Genomic DNA, 16,440 nt, shown 5'->3' on the forward strand with positions numbered 1-16,440 from the left:
TAATTAAAGGGGAGGGAATCTATTATGCTTATTCAAGCCTTATTAATTGCTATTTGGGCTGGTATAGCGGGAATAGACTTGTTCGATGGATTACTGCATATACACAGGCCACTTGTAACTGGTTTAATTGTTGGTTTAATTTTAGGGGATGTTCATACCGGTCTTGTTACTGGTGCAACACTAGAACTTGTTTGGATGGGTATGGTTCCATTGGCAGGGGCTCAGCCGCCAAACGTAGTAATAGGAGGTATTATTGGTACATCCTTTGCAATATTAACTAAGCAAAATCCAAACGTAGCTGTGGGGATAGCAGTTCCTTTTGCAGTAGCAGTGCAAGGGGCAATAACTCTAATATTCACTATATTTTCACCTGTAATGCATAAAGCAGATAAGTATGCAGAACAAGCAGACACTGCTGCAATTGATAGAATAAACTACTTAGGAATGGCATTTCTATTTGTTTTCTACTTTGTAATCGCTTTCTTACCTATATATTTAGGTGCGGAATCAGCTAAAACAATTGTTGAAACCTTACCAGCATGGTTAATTGGTGGTTTATCTGTAGCAGGCGGAATGATGCCAGCTATAGGATTTGCAATGCTTCTAAAAATTATGTTAAAGAAAGAATATGTTGCATTTTTAATAATTGGATTTATATTTGTAACTTATGGGAAACTACAAATACTTCCAATAGCGTTGATTGGAACAGCAATAGCATTATATGACTTCTTCGCAAATAAAAGTAGAGGAGAAAAGGTTAATAAAGGGGAGGTGCATTCAGGTGGAATCTAATGGAAATGTTAATGTAGAAAAAGTTATAACTAAAAAAGATTTAAATAGAATGGCTTGGCGTTCATTATTTCTTCAAGCATCCTTTAACTATGAAAGAATGCAAGCTTGTGGATGGCTGTATAGTTTGTTACCGGGATTAAAGAAAATTCATAAAGATAAAGCAGATTTATCCACTGCAATGAAGGATCATATGGAGTTCTTTAATACACATCCCTTTCTTGTAACCTTTATTATGGGTGTTGTTACTGCAATGGAAGAAGCTAAGGAAAACAGAAATACAATCAGAGCTATTAAAGTTGCAACTATGGGACCACTTGGTGGTATTGGTGACGCTCTGTTCTGGTTAACAGCACTTCCGATATGTGCAGGTATTGGAGTATCCTTAGCAATGCAGGGAAGTATAGCAGGTCCAATCATATTTTTAGTATTATTTAACGCAGTACACTTTGGATTAAGATTTGGATTAATGCACTATGGCTATAACACAGGAACTAAAGCAATTAAAGCATTAAAAGAAAATACTAAACATGTTGCACATGCTGCATCGATACTTGGCATAACAGTAGTTGGCGGATTAATAGCATCATATATAAACTTTAAAACTACTATAGTTATAACAGCAGGTAAAGCAAAAGTCGCTCTACAACCAGATCTTTTGGATAAGATTTTACCTAATATGCTTCCTCTTGGATATACATTTTTAATGTATTATTTGTTAAAGAAGGGATTTTCAGCAGTTAAACTTGTTGGAGTAACTGTAGTATTTGGCGTAATAGGTAGATTAATAGGAATAGTATAATAACAAGTTTGTACTAATGCTTCAGTTGATACTATAGTATCAACTGAAGCTAAAAAATATTTGAAGCGAGGTAAGCAGCATGATAGGAATAGTTGTAAGTGGTCATGGAAATTTTGCCAGTGGAATTATGAGTTCATTAGAGCTTATAGCCGGTAAGCAAGAAAATGTAATAGGAATAGATTTTACTATAAATGATAATACTGAAAGCCTACAAAGTAAGCTTGAGAATGCAGCAAAGGAACTAAGTTCTTGTGAAGGAATATTATTTCTAACTGATATAGCAGGGGGATCTCCTTTTAGAATCTGTGCTCTTTTATGCCAAGAACTAAAAAATAGCAGAGTTGTGGCAGGTACAAATGTTGGAATGATACTAGAAATCAGTTTATCTAGAGAAGGTATAGGAATAGAAGAATTAAAAAACATGGCACTGCAGTCAGGAATTAGTGCAGTAAAGGCTTTTGAACCAAGAGAGAAAAAACAAGTTAATAATAATGGAATCTAGATTTGGAGATGATCTAAAGTGCTATATGGTATAAAAGCTAAAAGTGTCTATTGTGAAAATAGAGTTTTAGAAAAGGCAACTATTATAATTGAAAATGGAATTATAAAGAAAGTTCTAGAGGAAGATGAAGAAAATGATGTGGAAAATGTAATAGATTTAAGCAAATACAGCATTATTCCAGGATTGATTGATTTACATGTACATGGTGCTAATGGATACGATACTATGGACAGTAATTTTTACTCGCTAAATGAAATATCAAAATACCTAGCATCTCGTGGAATAACTTCATTTCTTCCAACTACAGTTACTGAAGCGGTTAAAAAAATAAAACAAGCTCTTATTAATATTAGTTGCTGCATGGATAAAGTTGAAGGTGCTGAAATATTAGGCTCTTATATAGAAGGACCATATATTTGTAAGGAGCATAAAGGTGCGCATGCAGAACATTTAATAAAGGACTTAAATTTAAAAGAATTAGAAGAATTGATTGAAGTATCAAAACATACTGTAAAAGTTATAACTATTGCACCAGAGAAGAAGAATGCATATGAGTGTATAAAATATTTAACATCAAATAATATACAAGTATCAATGGGACATACAAATGCCACTTATGATGAAGCCGCTGGTGCTATAGACTCTGGAGCTAAAGTTGCGGTACACACCTTTAATGGTATGAGAGGTTTTAACCATAGAGAACCAGGGATTTTGGGAGCAGTCTTAACGAAAGATGACGTATATTGTGAATTAATATGTGATTTAGTTCATGTTCATCCCGCTGCTGTAGATTTGCTATTAAGATGCAAAGATAAAGAAAAAGTAATTTTAATTAGTGATGGAATTCGAGCGTCCGGATTGCAGGATGGTGAATATATGCTTGGAGCATTAAAGGTTAATGTAAAATGCTCTATTGCTAGAGTAGAAAGTGGTTCGCTAGCAGGCAGTACGACTGATATTTTGACTTGTATAAAGAATATGATAAAAAAAGTAGGTGTAGATCCGCTAGAGGCTATAAAAATGGCTTCCTTTAACCCAAGTAAATTATTGAATATTGATAAATTAATAGGAAGCATTAGAGAAGGAAAAAAGGCAAATTTAGTTATTATAGATGACAATTTTAATGTAGTAAGAACTCTAATTAATGGCAAAGAAGTATTTACTCGCTGAAGACATATTTAGCTAGGGAGGATTATAAATGAAAGAAATAGTATCTACAAAAAAAATATTGTTTGAGGCCCAAAAGGAAACGTATGCAGTCCCAGCCTTTAATATACACAACCTAGAGACTATACAGGTTGTAGTAGAAACAGCAGCTGAAATGAAATCCCCCGTAATTTTAGCTGGAACACCTAGTACATTAAAATATGCAGGTGCTGACTATATAATTTCGATTGCAAAGGCTGCAGCTAAAAAATATGACATTCCTATAGCAATTCATTTAGACCATTTCGAAAATACTCAAACTATCAAAAACTATCTTGATCTAGGATTTAAATCTGCAATGATTGATGCTTCCCACGAAAGCTTTGAAAAAAATATAGAAATAGTAAAAGAAGTAGTAGAATATGCGCATAGACTTGATGCTACAGTTGAAGCGGAGTTAGGAAGATTAGGTGGACAAGAGGATGATTTAGTAGTTGATGAAAAAGATACTATGTATACTAATCCTGAAAGTGCAAGGGAGTTTGTTGAAAGAACAGGGATAGATTCTTTAGCGGTGGCTATAGGAACTGCTCATGGATTATATAAGGGAGAGCCTAAGTTGGACTTTGATAGATTAAAGGAAATAAGAGCCCTTGTTAATGTACCATTAGTTCTTCATGGTGCATCCGATGTTCCAGATGATTTAGTTAAAAAAGCCATTGAGCTCGGCATTTGTAAGGTTAATGTAGCAACGGATTTAAAGATTCCTTTTGCTAGTGCTGTTAAAAAGTATTTTGTTGAACATCCAGAAGCATCTGATCCAAGACAATATATGATTCCAGGAAAGGTTGCAATGAAAGATGTTGTAATTCATAAAATAAAGGTTTGTGGAAGTGAAAATAGAGTATGATAGCAACAATAACATTTAACCCATCTATAGATAAGCGCTATATATTAGATGATATAGTTAAGGGTGAGGTCGCTAGAGCAAAAAAAGTACAAAACACAGCAGGCGGAAAAGGTTTAAATGTAAGCAGAGTAATAAGACTGCTTGGAGAGGAAGTCACTGCTACAGGATTTTTGGGAGGACATTCAGGAGAATTCATTTCAGACAAACTTTTAGAGTTAAAGATAAAAGATAAATTTGTAAAAATAAAAGGTGAAACAAGGAGCTGTTTAGCTGTAATTACTAAAGATTTAACTCAGACAGAAATACTAGAACCAGGCCCTATTGTGGAAGAAAATGAAATAGGAAGATGGAAAGAAACCTATGATGAAATATTAAAGAATTCCTTAATAGTATGTGCATCAGGAAGCCTGCCTAAAGGTATGATAACTTCTACTTATAGAGAAATAATTAAAAAGGCAAATTTAAAAGGGGTTAAATTTTTACTAGATACCAGCGGAGAGGCATTAGTTCAAGGAATTCAGGGAAAGCCATTCTTTATTAAGCCTAATATAGATGAGCTAAAAATGATTACAGGTAAAAGTGTTAATAATGACAATGATATAATAAAGATAATAGATAAGATACATTATAGCGGAGTAGAATTTATATTTGTATCCTTAGGTTCAAAGGGATCTCTTATAGGATACAAAGGTAAAAAGTATAGAGTTCAGGTTCCTAAGATTAAAGCAGCTAACCCTGTAGGTTCTGGTGATTCAACAGTGGCAGGAGTTGCAGTAGCCTTGCATAGAGGTTACAACATTGAAGATACCATAGCTTTTGCATCAGCCTGTGGTACAGCAAATGCTATGGAAGAGCAAACGGGATATGTAAAACTTGATACCGTAAATAAGATAAAATCTGAGATAAAAATAAATATGTTATAGTTTTAAGATAGTTACAGACTGTAGTTAAATATATATTTAATTACAGTTTTTTCTTTAATATATAAGAAACTTTGATTTTGTTCATAATATTGGTATAATTTAAATATGCAAATTATTCTAGAGAAAAGAGGTGACTAGTTAGTACTTAAAGTTTACTAACTAAATATTATGTTAAAAGAATTATTAAAAAAAGATGAAATAGCAGCAATGAAGGCAAAAGAAAAAGCAAAGGTAAGTGTTTTAAGATTAGTGAGCGCTGATATCAAATCCTTTGAAGTTAATGAAAGACAGGACATTTCTGATGAAGGTGTTATAAAAATAATAGAAAAAAATATAAAACAAATAAAAGAAGCCTTAGAGTATGCTAAACAATTAAACAATGAAGAAAAAATAGCAGAAGGAAATTATGCCCTTGAAGTTTTAGCTCCATATCTTCCGAAACAATTAAGTGAAGAAGAAGTAGAGGGAATGATAAAAGAAATTATAACTAATGGAAGCTATACAGCAGCAGATATGGGAAAAATAATGAAAGAAATTATGCCAAAAGTTGCTGGTAAATTTGATAGATCAAAAATTAATCCTATGGTAAAAAAAATACTAGGCTAATATAAGTGCCAGCTAGGTTATAAGTAACTTAATTTGTTACTTAGTACCTGGCTGGCACTTATATTAGTACATTCTAAATACTTTTTCAATAAAAGATACTCTATAAGTTCTCCTTAAAAATTAATAATCTAGTGAGTTCTACAACATGCTGATTGATTTTATTTAAATAACATCAGATAAATCTTTATACAACATATAATAATACCTAATTGAGCTGCATATATACTTGTATAACAAAAATTAACAATTCGTATAAAAGGAGAAGGGGGATATGGATTTATTACAATTTGCTACTGCAGCTTTAATAGTAGAATCATTATGGGAAACTACGAAGATGTTTTGGCAAAATGGTAAGTTTAGCTATGATAAATTAGGAGCGGTGTTATTTGGAGAACTTGTGGCTATTGGAGCGGGTATAGATTTTATGGCTGCAGTTAACCTGCCTACAAAAATACCTTACCTTGGTATGATTCTTACAGGGATTCTCATATCTAGAGGATCGAATTTTATGCATGATATTCTAGGAAATATGAATAATATCCACCAAAAAAACAAATTCAAATAAATTTAATAAAAATAAATCTAGAAGATGAAAATTTGGACTTCTAGATTTATTTTTATTAAATTTACAGTAATTCTGTTTCGATATCCAGAATTACAGCATCAGTATTTTCTTCTATAAAGCTAAGCACATTTTGCAGCATACTATCTGCATGTCTTTTATCAGTACTGACACAAGCAATGCCTATAACAATGGATTGGTGTAAATCGTTGTCCTCAACCTCAGCTATGGAAACATTAAATTTATTCTTGGTTTTATCTATAATACTTTTTACTACCATTCTTTTTTCTTTTAATGAATGAACCCAGTTTGCAAATAGGTATATTCTAGCTGTACCAATAATCAAATGAATCACTTCCTTTAGCTACTATTATATCCAATTTCCATAAAGCATAAAATAGGCATCGGTGGAAAATATAATAGTTATTACAAACTGTTTTAAAGGAGGGATTTAATGATTAGGATATTTACAGATTGGCCTGAACCTTTAATTTCTTCTATTTCTATAATAATTGGGGCTATAGTAGGTGGAGTATTCAGTTGGATTATAACTAAAAAATCTACAGATAAAACTATAGAAGTTCAAAATAAAATGTTTGAAGATAACAGAAAATATGCAGAAGACATTAGAATAAGAAGAAGTAGAGAATATGCAAATATTGTAAGATTAGATATATGCACAGCACTATTTAATAGTATCAGGATATTGAAAAGCATTAACAATAAATTTGATATAGATGTATATCCTATACCAATGGATAGAGATTACTCTATTGATGTTGCATATTTAAAAAGCCAATTTCAATTAAGGGAACTTAGTTATATTTATCAACTATATGGGATAATAGAAAAGTTAAATAAGGATACAAATAAATTCAGATACTTTAATGAAGAAGATTATAATAATGTTAAAATGGGATGTCAGATGTTTTTGAAAAAATTATATGGAGATAATTTGAATAATATACTAGAGTTTAATATAGAAAAAGTTAGTTATAAAGAACTCTACGATAATGAATTGATTAAAGCTGGATATAAAGATGTATTGAGCAAATTGGATAATATATGTAATACAGAGTGATATAATAAGTACATAATTTTAGTAAGGATAAAATTAGAGCATTTTTAGGGGCTTGCCATGGAATATTTCTAGTGCTTTAATGTAATTTGATTATATAGTTGAAAGATTAAGAACTTTTGAAAAATACTTTATTTTCAAAAGTTCTTAATTCTACTTTTCTTTGTCTTTATTACCTTTATCTTGGTTATCATGCTTATCATTTTTGTCTTCATTGTCATAGCCATGCTTGTTGTATTTATCAAACTTTTTATTTGATTTTTCAAAGTCAGAGTCATCGATATATTTTTTGTTGTTTCCTAAACCATTATTATTTTTATTTTTGATGTCATTGGCATTATCTGATGCCTTATAATTTTTATTAGAATTTGAATTGTTTTTGTCCGTACTTGATTTATTTTCATCCGAGTTTGATTTGTTTATATTTGAATTATTACTTTTAGGTGAAATATTATTAGTGCTTTTATTAGTCTTATTAAATACAGTAGTTCCATTGTTGTCAATTTTTGCATTAAGGTTATTCTTTGATAGTTCTTTTTCAAGGCTTGGTAAATCAATTTCTTTTCCAGTTATATTTACTGCAATTGTTTTACCAGTATTAATATAGTTGTCATTTATATATTTATCTTCTTTAGCCTGATTTACTACTCTTACCAAAGCATCATCTATCTGTGTATTCTTAGTTTTTATCTCTTTCAAAATTTTCTCTCCATCAGAATTCAATGGCTGAGAGGACAATACCCTGTTCCATCTGTTTAATTTGAATTCAATAGATGGATCTATGCTAATAGTAACTGTAGAAACAGGAGTATAATAGGCATAAACTCCTCCTCCTAAGCTTAGTATGAAAAACATTAAACAAGCTGCTGCAATATATTTAAACTTGTTTATGTATGTAAAAGGAGTATCATAAACTTTTCCATTGTATTCTCCGCCTATAACAGGTAAAGCTTTGCTTTTATCAATTTTAATTTTTAGAAATTCACCATCGAGAGTCATTATATAAGCAGCATTTCCCTTAATCTCCATAACTAGTCCATTTTTAATATTCATTATTTTCACCTACCTTTATGTTTAAATAAGATCTTATATAAGCATATTCTTTATTAGAAAAAATTAAAATTAAAGCAAGAATGTATCGTCTCCATTTTTCGATAAGTTTTCTATTTGAATTTGTAAGAATACAAATTTGCTTTACAGGAAGCATTTTTGATTTATGTATGTACTCTAAAATAGAAGGTTCATTTGAGCAAATAAAGGCTAAATTTAGAAGGTTATCCTTTGTATCCTTATGTGTAGGAGATGATTTAGCAAGCACCTCAAAGGATAGACCATATTTTTTTAATTCATCATTAAATAACTTTATTTCTTCGAGCCTTCTAATATTTTCTTGTTCAATTTCATAATTAGTCATGGAATTTTTAGCATCTATATATTCAATTTGACTGTTCTCACCATCAAAAGTTAAATAGGGGTTATTTGAATTTTTCCTAAAGTAATCTATAAGTGCATTTTTTATAAGAACCTTAGAGTAACTAAAAAAGTTTCCTTTATCTTCAACATAAGATTCACAGGCATTGTTAAAGGCGATTAATGCTACACTGAGTTCATCATCATTTTCCCATTGCAGATTCTTTTTGCAGATATTAGCGGCAACACTATATATAAATTTTTTGCTTTTCTCTATAAAATCATTTCTGTTATTATTTAAGTCATTTTTTAGTATCATTTAACCACCTCATTATTTATTACGATATAATAGGTAAATTTTATAGGGGTATATAAAAATAATTCCACTAAAGAATTTTTTACAGGTGCCTACCTAAAACAGGGAGATGCCCCGTATAAATCTATGAAAACTATAATTGATAAATAGGCAAGTTGAGCTACTTTTATAATAATACATAAGAATTTTTAATGGTACCCTTGTAAAATAATAGATACTCACGTAAATGTAGATGCAAAGATTTATCAGATTATAGTTAGTTTAACTACCTCTATAATAATATTTTAAAAAAAATTATGGTACCCCTATAAAATAGGAAACTCTACCGTAAATATGCATGAGAGGAATTTAAAGGAGGAATTTATCATGAAAAAAATAGCATTATTTGTAGCAGCAATAGCTGTATCCTTAAGTATCACTGGAAAGGTTTTTGCAGAGGGAGAAACTGCAAGTTATAAAGAAAGCGCTGGAATAACTCCAGACAACGCAATCCTATATCCAATAGATAAAGCAATAGACAATTTAAAAATAAATATTGCAAGGGGAGATGAAAGTAAGGCAGAGGCATTAGCTGATGTAGCTTTAGAAAGACTAGGGGAAAGCGAAGTTATGGCTGATAAAGAAAAAACAGAGCTTTCTACAGAATCATTAAAGGACTATAGTAACAAAATAAATGAATCACAGGAAAAAGTAGAGAATGCAGTAGATAAGACATCTGTAGATAATGAGGCAGATAAGGAAAAGTTAGCAAAGCTTGAAAGTCTTGAAACAAAAATAACTGAACAGCAGAAAAAATCAATAGAAGTTCTAAAGAGTTTAGAAAGTAAGCTTCCTGAAAAGTCCAAAGAAACAATATCTATGGTTATTGAAATGCAAACAGCTAAGAAAGAGGCTATAGTTGCAGTGTTAAATGAAAGAAAAGCATTAATAGAAAACAAGCAAGCTGTAAAGGATGCTGAAAAGAAATTAGCAGAAGCTAAGAAATCAGGAGATGACCAAGCTATAAAAGCTGCAGAAGATACTTTAAAACAAAAACAAGAAGCATATAATGTTCAAAAGGATAAGTTTAAGGAATTAGTTGCAGAGAAAAAAGAAGTAATGAAGGGTGGAGTAGGAAAATTAAAGAAAGCTGCTAAGGAAGATGCTAAAAAGAATAGCAGTACAGAAACAGAATCTCAAAGTAAAGATTCAACAACACAAGCTGGACAACAGCAACAAGAAACAAGTACTACTATACCAAACAGTACAACTACCACTGACACAAGCAGTGTTTCAAATGCAACTCAAACACAAAGTACTTCTACTGTAGGTAAATCAAACAAAAGTAAAATTGAAATAAAAGAAAAAGACGAAGATAATGATTCACAAGGTGAAGATGAAGAAAATGATTCAAAAGAAAAGAAAGGTAAAGATGCTAAAGAGCATAAATCCGGAAAAGAAAATAAAGCACATGAAGAGGACTAAAATTAACTAAAGTTTAAAATATTTCTTAATATAAACTATTTTATATCTTCAATATTTTATATCTTCAAATAAAGTTCAACTAAACTTTAACTGAAGTTTAGTTGAGCGAATACAGGGAGGCTGTGGCCTCGAATAAATTAATGGCAATGATACTTTTATCATTGCCATTAATTTATTAATATCATTTTGCTATAAGTAATTTTTAACTAAGTTAATTATTTAAACTTTACCTGCAAAGGTAAGTATTAAGAGAATAATATTTAAAATAATAATAGTGGATGCAATTATCCAACCGATTATTTTTGTTGAGGTAGTATTAACAAAGCTTCCCATTAAATCCTTTTTGCTGCTTATAATCATTAGTGGAATTATAGCAGCAGGAAGTGCAAAACTCAGTATGACCTGACTCAATACTAGGGCCTTCATTGGATTGATACCGAGTAAAATAATAATCATTCCTGGTGCCATAGTTATGATTCTTCTTATGTTAATATTAATTTTTAAGTCTATAAATCCGTCTAAAAGGCTTTCTCCAGCCATAGCTCCAACTGCAGATGAAGATAGACCAGATGCTAAAAGAGCCATTCCAAAAGCCCCACTAGATAAAGTTCCAAGTAGGGGTTGAAGAGATCTATGAGCTTGTTCAATTGAGTCAACAGCTATTCCCTGTTTATAAAATACCGCTGCTGATACTATTACCATTGCTGCATTCACGAAAAATGCAATATTCATAGCTATAAATATATCTATTTTTTCCATTTTAAAGTGCTCAAGTTTTTCCCTAAGTGTATTATTGGTGTTTCTAGGCTGAACTAATGCAGAGTGAAGATAAATAACATGCGGCATAACCGTTGCACCTAGCATGCCTACTGCTATCAATAAGGCATCACCATTGGGAATGGATGGCATTATAGTATGAGATGCCACAGAAGACCATTCAGGCTTTGCGAGAAAAACCTCTAAAGTGTATGCAGCGCATATTACTGCTACTAGTACTGTAATAATAATTTCTACTGCTCTTTGTCCGTATTTTTGCATATTTACGATTAGAAAAGTTAGAAAGATTGTAGCTATACCTGCAAATACCAAATCAACTTTAAATAAAAGGTATAATCCTAAAGTGGATCCTAAAAACTCTGCTAAAGTTGTAGCCATGGCAGTAATACAAGAAATACCCCACAGAAACCAATTAACTCTTTTGGGAAAAACCTGCCTGCACATTTGAGAGAGATTAAATCCTGTAGCAATGCCTAATTTTGCTGATAAAGTTTGAAGAAATATAGCCATTATATTGCTCCAGAGTATTACCCATATTAAATTATAGTTGAAGATAGAGCCACCAGCTATATTTGTTGCAAAATTACCAGGATCTACATAGGCAACACTTACGATGAAGGCTGGACCTAAATATTTTAAAAAATTTTTAATTTTTCCAAACACACCTATGTTATAGCCACTATTTACTATTATCATTTTCTTTAATTCTGTATCTTCATACATACACTAAACCTCCAATACAATATAAGATTTATTAGCTTAATATAACATCAACTAACCTAAATTTATAATTTAGCTGAAAGTTAGCATTTATCTACGAATTAAATTGTCTGTTGATTTAAATATTAATGGCATGTAAGATTATTAAAGGCCATTAACATTTTTAGTCCAAACTAACTTTTCTAATTTTAGGATATGTATTTATAAAATAAATGTGATGAAATAGTTCTATTTTATATTTTTAATGCATATATTTGTACATGGAATAATATGAGCAGAGCAGGTGGATAAATGGATAATGAAGACTTTTTTACCTTTAGTGAATATATGAAAAAAGAGTATGATACTTTAACTGCATCTATGGAAGATTATTTAGAGATGATTTACAGACTTTCTGAACAAATAGGCTTTACACGAATCCATGATCTAGCTAAATCTTTAAATGTGCAGCCTCCGTCAGCAACAAAAATGGTTCAAAAGCTATCAGAATTCAAATTCGTTAATTATGAAAAGTATGGAATAATAATACTAACGGATGAAGGAAAAAAAATGGGGAAGTATCTGCTTAATAGACATAATATTATTGAAGGATTTTTTAAGGTCTTAGGTATATCTGATGGATTATTAGAGCAAACAGAAAAAGTTGAGCACACGATAAGTAATGAAACAGTAGAATACCTCAGAGATTTTATAGCTTTTATACAAGAACGACCAGACATAATTAGTGATTTTGATATGTTCAGAAAAAAGGTGAAAGAAAACGAAGGAGTTTAATAAAAAATTCATAAATTATTAATACTTTATAAAGTGATATTTAATACTATTTGTTTTAATTATGTGATATAATATTTTATATCAATCTTGAACTATAATATTTATGTATTATAATAGAATATAAAATATTCAGTTTAAGATAAGTAAAGTAAAGAAATGAGGTTTTAAATCATGGACTTTATAAACAGAAATTTTTCAGGAATGTTTAGAATAATAATTATAATAGCTGCGGTACTTATATTTATCAGAATATTTCCTTGGCTTATAGCAGTAGGGGTTGTTGCTTGGGGAGGAATCAAATTAGTAAACTACATTAAATCATATAAAAACATAAAAACAAGAAAAAGAGAAAAAGTTAATACTAAAAGCGAAGCTTATGAACAACAAAATTATTATGACTTTTCGAATAAAAATGTTGTAGATGTGGAATATGAAGAGGTTAAAAGCAATTAGAAATAATTAAGGTAAGGAAGCTCAAAATATATGAGCTTCCTTTATTTTTTATAATTTGTTCGAAAATTGAGCAACAATTTTGATAAAAGTAAAAGAATACAAGTTTGTAGCATGAATTTTATAATATTGATTAAAAAACGAACACTAACTCAATGTGATTTTGTTAGAAAAACGAACAAAAAATAATTTTATATATTGAGAATGGCTTAGTTCCATATTTTTACTGTTGGCACGTATATTGCTAAACAATTTATATAGGTAGACTGAGTTATATTAAAATTTATAATATAACAATTAAATAAAAATGGGGGTATTTTAATGTTAAAGAAAACTTTAATTATTAACGGTATCAGTAGAACTGTTATTACTAATTCGGAAATGACTTTGGCAGAGGTTTTGAGAAAACAAATGCTTCTTACAGGTACTAAGGTAGGTTGCGGTAAAGGTGAATGCGGGGCTTGTTCTGTAATAATGGATGGAAAAGTTGCAAGATCTTGTATTGTAAGAATGAAAAGGGTTCCAGATGAAGCAAAAATAATTACTATTGAAGGTGTGGGGGCTAAAGACAACCTTCATCCACTTCAATTAGCATGGATGATTCATGGGGCTGCACAGTGCGGATTCTGTTCTCCAGGGTTTATAGTATCTGCTAAAGCTTTATTAGATGAAAATATAAATCCAACTAGAGAGGATGTAAGAAACTGGTTCCAAAAAAATAGAAATGTATGTAGATGTACAGGATATAAGCCATTAGTAGATGCAGTTATGGATGCAGCAAGACTAATGAGAGGGGAAATAAAGAAAGAAGACTTATGGTATAAGTTGCCTGAAGGAGCAAGTGTTTTAGGTTCAAAGGTTGTTCGTCCATCTGCACTAGCAAAGGTAACAGGAACCTGGGATTTTGGAGCAGATTTAGGGCTAAAACTTCCAGAGGATACATTACACATAAAATTGGTACAGGCTAAAGTTTCACATGCTAATATTCTCTCAATAGATACATCGGAAGCAGAGAAAATGCCTGGAGTTTACAAAGTTATAACATATAAAGACGTTCCAGGAACCAACAGAATAAATGGATTGGCATTCCCTTCAAATAAAGGTGATGGTCTAGATAGACCTATATTAAATGATAAAAAAGTTTTCCAATTTGGTGATGCTATAGCTATGGTACTTGCAGATACTCCATTCCAAGCAGAAGCTGCTGCAGAAAAAGTTAAAGTTCAATTAGAAGAACTTCCAGCATATATGAGTGCACCAGCAGCCATGGCTGAAGATACTATAGAAGTTCATCCAGGAACTCCTAATATATATTTTGAGACAACAATAGCTAAAGGTAATGACACTAAAGATTTAATGAATAAATTAGATTATGTAGTTGAAGATAATTTTTATGTAGGAAGACAGCCGCATCTTCCAATAGAACCAGATGTAGGCTTTGCTTATTTCAATGAAAATGGAAAACTAGTTATACATTCAAAAAGTGTAGCACTCCATTTCCATTCACTTATGATAGCAGATGGTATCGGAATGCCAGCACAGGATGTTCTTATAGTTCAAAATCCTACAGGCGGTACTTTTGGATATAAGTTCAGCCCTACTATAGAAGCTTTACTTGGTGTAGCTGCAATAGTAACAAAGAAACCAGTATACCTTGAATTCAATATGTATCAACAGATAACTTATACAGGAAAAAGATCACCTTTCTTTATGAATGTTAAGTTTGGAGCCGACAAGAACGGAAAGCTTGTTGCAATGGAAAGTGATTGGTCAGTAGACCATGGTCCATACTCAGAGTTCGGTGACCTACTTACTATGAGAGGTACGCAATTTATAGGAGCTGGATATGATATAGCAAATATAAGAGGAGAAGGAAGGACTGTTTGTACTAACCATGCTTGGGGCTCAGCCTTCAGAGGATACGGTTCACCACAGAGTCTTTTTGCTTCAGAAGTTTTGATAGATGAATTAGCTGAAAAGGCAGGAATAGATCCACTTGAAATTAGATACCAAAATGTATATAGAGAAGGCTCCACTACGCCTACTGGTTGTGACCCAGATGTTATTTGTTTACCAACTATGATAGAAAAGTTACGTCCATTATACAAAGATGCAAAGAAAAAAGCTGAAGATAAAAACAAAAATAGTGGAGATAAAAAATATGGAGTAGGAGTTTCATTACTTCTTTATGGCTCAGGTCTTGATGGTGCGGATTCTTCAGAAGCTTGGGCAGAATTGACTCCAACTGGAATAGTTATTGGCAACTCATGGGAAGACCATGGACAGGGTGCTGACATGGGAACTTTAAGCATAGCTTATGAAACTTTAAGACCACTAGGAATTAAGCTTGAACAAATAAAATTAGTTATGAATGATATGGAAAAAACTCCAAACAGCGGACCAGCTGGTGGAAGCCGTTCTAACGTATTAACTGGAAATGCTACAAGAGTTGCCTGTGAAAATCTATTAGCAGCTATGAAAAAAGCTGATGGAACTTATAGAACTTATGATGAAATGGTAGCAGAAAATATACCAGTAAAAGTTGATGGAAAGTGGACAGCACCTTGTACCGCTTGCGATGTAGCAAATGGTCAAGGTAACCCATTCCCATGCTATATGTATGGAGTACTTATGGCAGAAGTAGAGGTGAATACTGCTACTGGAAAAGTTAAAGTAGAAAAGCTCACTATAGTTGCTGATGTAGGAACTGTAGTAAATAAATTAGTAGTAGACGGTCAAATATATGGAGGATTAGTTCAAGGTATTGGCTTAGCATTGAGTGAAGATTTTGAGGATCTAAAGAAACACACTACACTTACAGGCTGTGGCATACCTCAAATTAAGGATGTACCTGATAATATAGAAATAATTTATCAGGAAACTCCAAGACCATATGGACCATATGGTGCTTCAGGAGCAGGAGAAATGCCTCTTTCAGCACCACATGCAGCAATAATTAATGCAATATACAATGCTTGTGGAGCACGTATAACTAAATTACCAGCACTTCCAGAAAAAGTTTTAGCAGCACTTAAAAAGTAATTATAGGTATTCAACCAAGGTGCTTGACTAATTAGCGGTATTCATAGAGGTACCTCTTCTGTACTGTTAATAATTTTAGTTATCTCTAAAGCAGCTTCGCCAAGAGCTAACATAAAATCATTAAATGTACTGTCAGATGTACCCCTATGAATACCTTAGTTAAATCAAG

General features: G+C 31.6%; 17 protein-coding genes. 13 read left to right on the forward strand and 4 right to left on the reverse strand.

Going from position 1 to position 16,440, the window contains the following annotated elements:
- Positions 1-24: 24 nt before the first annotated feature.
- The 8 genes from agaW to ACZ5N4_RS12560 all read left to right on the forward strand — a co-directional run bounded on the left by agaW (position 25) and on the right by ACZ5N4_RS12560 (position 6,243).
- Positions 25-792: a PTS N-acetylgalactosamine transporter subunit IIC gene (gene agaW / locus ACZ5N4_RS12525; RefSeq protein ID WP_211142050.1), complete on the forward strand. Its 768-nt coding sequence runs from the start codon at positions 25-27 to the stop codon at positions 790-792.
- Positions 782-1,591 (forward strand): mannose/fructose/sorbose PTS transporter subunit IID, encoded by an 810-nt coding sequence (locus tag ACZ5N4_RS12530; RefSeq protein ID WP_464210385.1) that lies wholly within the window; start codon positions 782-784, stop codon positions 1,589-1,591. Before agaW ends, ACZ5N4_RS12530 begins: the two co-directional genes overlap by 11 nt.
- Before the next feature lie 79 nt (positions 1,592-1,670).
- Entirely contained in the window at positions 1,671-2,093 is a 423-nt protein-coding gene (gene agaF, locus ACZ5N4_RS12535) for a PTS galactosamine/N-acetylgalactosamine transporter subunit IIA (protein ID WP_464210387.1), read from the forward strand.
- Positions 2,094-2,111: 18 nt separating this feature from the next.
- Positions 2,112-3,263 carry an N-acetylglucosamine-6-phosphate deacetylase gene (gene nagA, locus ACZ5N4_RS12540; RefSeq protein WP_464210389.1) on the forward strand — a complete coding sequence of 384 codons (1,152 nt, stop codon included), beginning with the start codon at positions 2,112-2,114 and terminating at the stop codon, positions 3,261-3,263.
- 28 nt (positions 3,264-3,291) lie between these two features.
- A complete protein-coding gene (locus tag ACZ5N4_RS12545; RefSeq protein ID WP_464210391.1) occupies positions 3,292-4,149 on the forward strand; it encodes a tagatose bisphosphate family class II aldolase in 858 nt (285 codons plus the stop codon).
- A complete protein-coding gene (gene pfkB / locus ACZ5N4_RS12550; protein WP_464210393.1) occupies positions 4,146-5,072 on the forward strand; it encodes a 1-phosphofructokinase in 927 nt (308 codons plus the stop codon). Before ACZ5N4_RS12545 ends, pfkB begins: the two co-directional genes overlap by 4 nt.
- A gap of 168 nt (positions 5,073-5,240) precedes the next feature.
- Complete coding sequence (locus ACZ5N4_RS12555; RefSeq protein WP_464210395.1) at positions 5,241-5,678, forward strand: GatB/YqeY domain-containing protein; 438 nt, start codon at positions 5,241-5,243, stop codon at positions 5,676-5,678.
- 271 nt (positions 5,679-5,949) lie between these two features.
- Positions 5,950-6,243 carry a hypothetical protein gene (locus ACZ5N4_RS12560; RefSeq protein ID WP_464210397.1) on the forward strand — a complete coding sequence of 98 codons (294 nt, stop codon included), beginning with the start codon at positions 5,950-5,952 and terminating at the stop codon, positions 6,241-6,243.
- Between the two features lie 61 nt (positions 6,244-6,304).
- On the opposite strand, the gene ACZ5N4_RS12565 is transcribed toward ACZ5N4_RS12560, so the two are convergent.
- Positions 6,305-6,586: a DUF503 domain-containing protein gene (locus ACZ5N4_RS12565; RefSeq protein ID WP_464210398.1), complete on the reverse strand. Its 282-nt coding sequence runs from the start codon at positions 6,584-6,586 to the stop codon at positions 6,305-6,307.
- Positions 6,587-6,694: 108 nt separating this feature from the next.
- Between ACZ5N4_RS12565 and ACZ5N4_RS12570 the strand changes: the two genes are divergently transcribed.
- On the forward strand, positions 6,695-7,321 hold the full coding sequence (locus tag ACZ5N4_RS12570) for a hypothetical protein (RefSeq protein WP_464210400.1): 627 nt from the start codon (positions 6,695-6,697) through the stop codon (positions 7,319-7,321).
- 150 nt (positions 7,322-7,471) lie between these two features.
- On the opposite strand, the gene ACZ5N4_RS12575 is transcribed toward ACZ5N4_RS12570, so the two are convergent.
- Positions 7,472-8,371, reverse strand: coding sequence for an anti-sigma factor domain-containing protein (locus ACZ5N4_RS12575; protein WP_464210402.1), 900 nt, complete (start codon positions 8,369-8,371; stop codon positions 7,472-7,474).
- On the reverse strand, positions 8,361-9,047 hold the full coding sequence (locus tag ACZ5N4_RS12580) for a sigma factor (RefSeq protein ID WP_464210404.1): 687 nt from the start codon (positions 9,045-9,047) through the stop codon (positions 8,361-8,363). Before ACZ5N4_RS12580 ends, ACZ5N4_RS12575 begins: the two co-directional genes overlap by 11 nt.
- 363 nt (positions 9,048-9,410) lie before the next feature.
- Between ACZ5N4_RS12580 and ACZ5N4_RS12585 the strand changes: the two genes are divergently transcribed.
- On the forward strand, positions 9,411-10,508 hold the full coding sequence (locus ACZ5N4_RS12585) for a DUF5667 domain-containing protein (protein WP_464210405.1): 1,098 nt from the start codon (positions 9,411-9,413) through the stop codon (positions 10,506-10,508).
- Positions 10,509-10,727: 219 nt separating this feature from the next.
- On the opposite strand, the gene ACZ5N4_RS12590 is transcribed toward ACZ5N4_RS12585, so the two are convergent.
- A complete protein-coding gene (locus tag ACZ5N4_RS12590) occupies positions 10,728-11,981 on the reverse strand; it encodes an Nramp family divalent metal transporter (protein WP_464210923.1) in 1,254 nt (417 codons plus the stop codon).
- Positions 11,982-12,296: 315 nt separating this feature from the next.
- Between ACZ5N4_RS12590 and mntR the strand changes: the two genes are divergently transcribed.
- The 3 genes from mntR (at position 12,297) to ACZ5N4_RS12605 (ending at position 16,271) form a co-directional block, all read left to right on the forward strand.
- Entirely contained in the window at positions 12,297-12,779 is a 483-nt protein-coding gene (gene mntR / locus ACZ5N4_RS12595) for a transcriptional regulator MntR (protein ID WP_464210407.1), read from the forward strand.
- Positions 12,780-12,950: 171 nt separating this feature from the next.
- Entirely contained in the window at positions 12,951-13,232 is a 282-nt protein-coding gene (locus tag ACZ5N4_RS12600; RefSeq protein WP_464210409.1) for a hypothetical protein, read from the forward strand.
- Positions 13,233-13,550: 318 nt separating this feature from the next.
- Entirely contained in the window at positions 13,551-16,271 is a 2,721-nt protein-coding gene (locus tag ACZ5N4_RS12605; RefSeq protein ID WP_464210411.1) for a molybdopterin-dependent aldehyde oxidoreductase, read from the forward strand.
- The last annotated feature ends 169 nt before the right edge of the window (positions 16,272-16,440 follow it).

The organism is Clostridium nitrophenolicum, assembly GCF_055391695.1.

What these genes read in the sequence shown, in the direction of transcription:
- ACZ5N4_RS12600 (WP_464210409.1), top strand. Translation starts at nt 12,951, where the DNA reads ATGGACTTTATAAACAGAAATTTTTCAGGAATGTTTAGAATAATAATT.
- ACZ5N4_RS12585 (WP_464210405.1), top strand. Translation starts at nt 9,411, where the DNA reads ATGAAAAAAATAGCATTATTTGTAGCAGCAATAGCTGTATCCTTAAGT.
- ACZ5N4_RS12555 (WP_464210395.1), top strand. Translation starts at nt 5,241, where the DNA reads ATGTTAAAAGAATTATTAAAAAAAGATGAAATAGCAGCAATGAAGGCA.
- ACZ5N4_RS12575 (WP_464210402.1), bottom strand. Translation starts at nt 8,371, where the DNA reads ATGAATATTAAAAATGGACTAGTTATGGAGATTAAGGGAAATGCTGCT.
- mntR (WP_464210407.1), top strand. Translation starts at nt 12,297, where the DNA reads ATGGATAATGAAGACTTTTTTACCTTTAGTGAATATATGAAAAAAGAG.
- ACZ5N4_RS12545 (WP_464210391.1), top strand. Translation starts at nt 3,292, where the DNA reads ATGAAAGAAATAGTATCTACAAAAAAAATATTGTTTGAGGCCCAAAAG.
- ACZ5N4_RS12580 (WP_464210404.1), bottom strand. Translation starts at nt 9,047, where the DNA reads ATGATACTAAAAAATGACTTAAATAATAACAGAAATGATTTTATAGAG.
- ACZ5N4_RS12570 (WP_464210400.1), top strand. Translation starts at nt 6,695, where the DNA reads ATGATTAGGATATTTACAGATTGGCCTGAACCTTTAATTTCTTCTATT.
- ACZ5N4_RS12590 (WP_464210923.1), bottom strand. Translation starts at nt 11,981, where the DNA reads ATGATAATAGTAAATAGTGGCTATAACATAGGTGTGTTTGGAAAAATT.
- agaW (WP_211142050.1), top strand. Translation starts at nt 25, where the DNA reads ATGCTTATTCAAGCCTTATTAATTGCTATTTGGGCTGGTATAGCGGGA.
- agaF (WP_464210387.1), top strand. Translation starts at nt 1,671, where the DNA reads ATGATAGGAATAGTTGTAAGTGGTCATGGAAATTTTGCCAGTGGAATT.
- ACZ5N4_RS12605 (WP_464210411.1), top strand. Translation starts at nt 13,551, where the DNA reads ATGTTAAAGAAAACTTTAATTATTAACGGTATCAGTAGAACTGTTATT.
- ACZ5N4_RS12560 (WP_464210397.1), top strand. Translation starts at nt 5,950, where the DNA reads ATGGATTTATTACAATTTGCTACTGCAGCTTTAATAGTAGAATCATTA.
- pfkB (WP_464210393.1), top strand. Translation starts at nt 4,146, where the DNA reads ATGATAGCAACAATAACATTTAACCCATCTATAGATAAGCGCTATATA.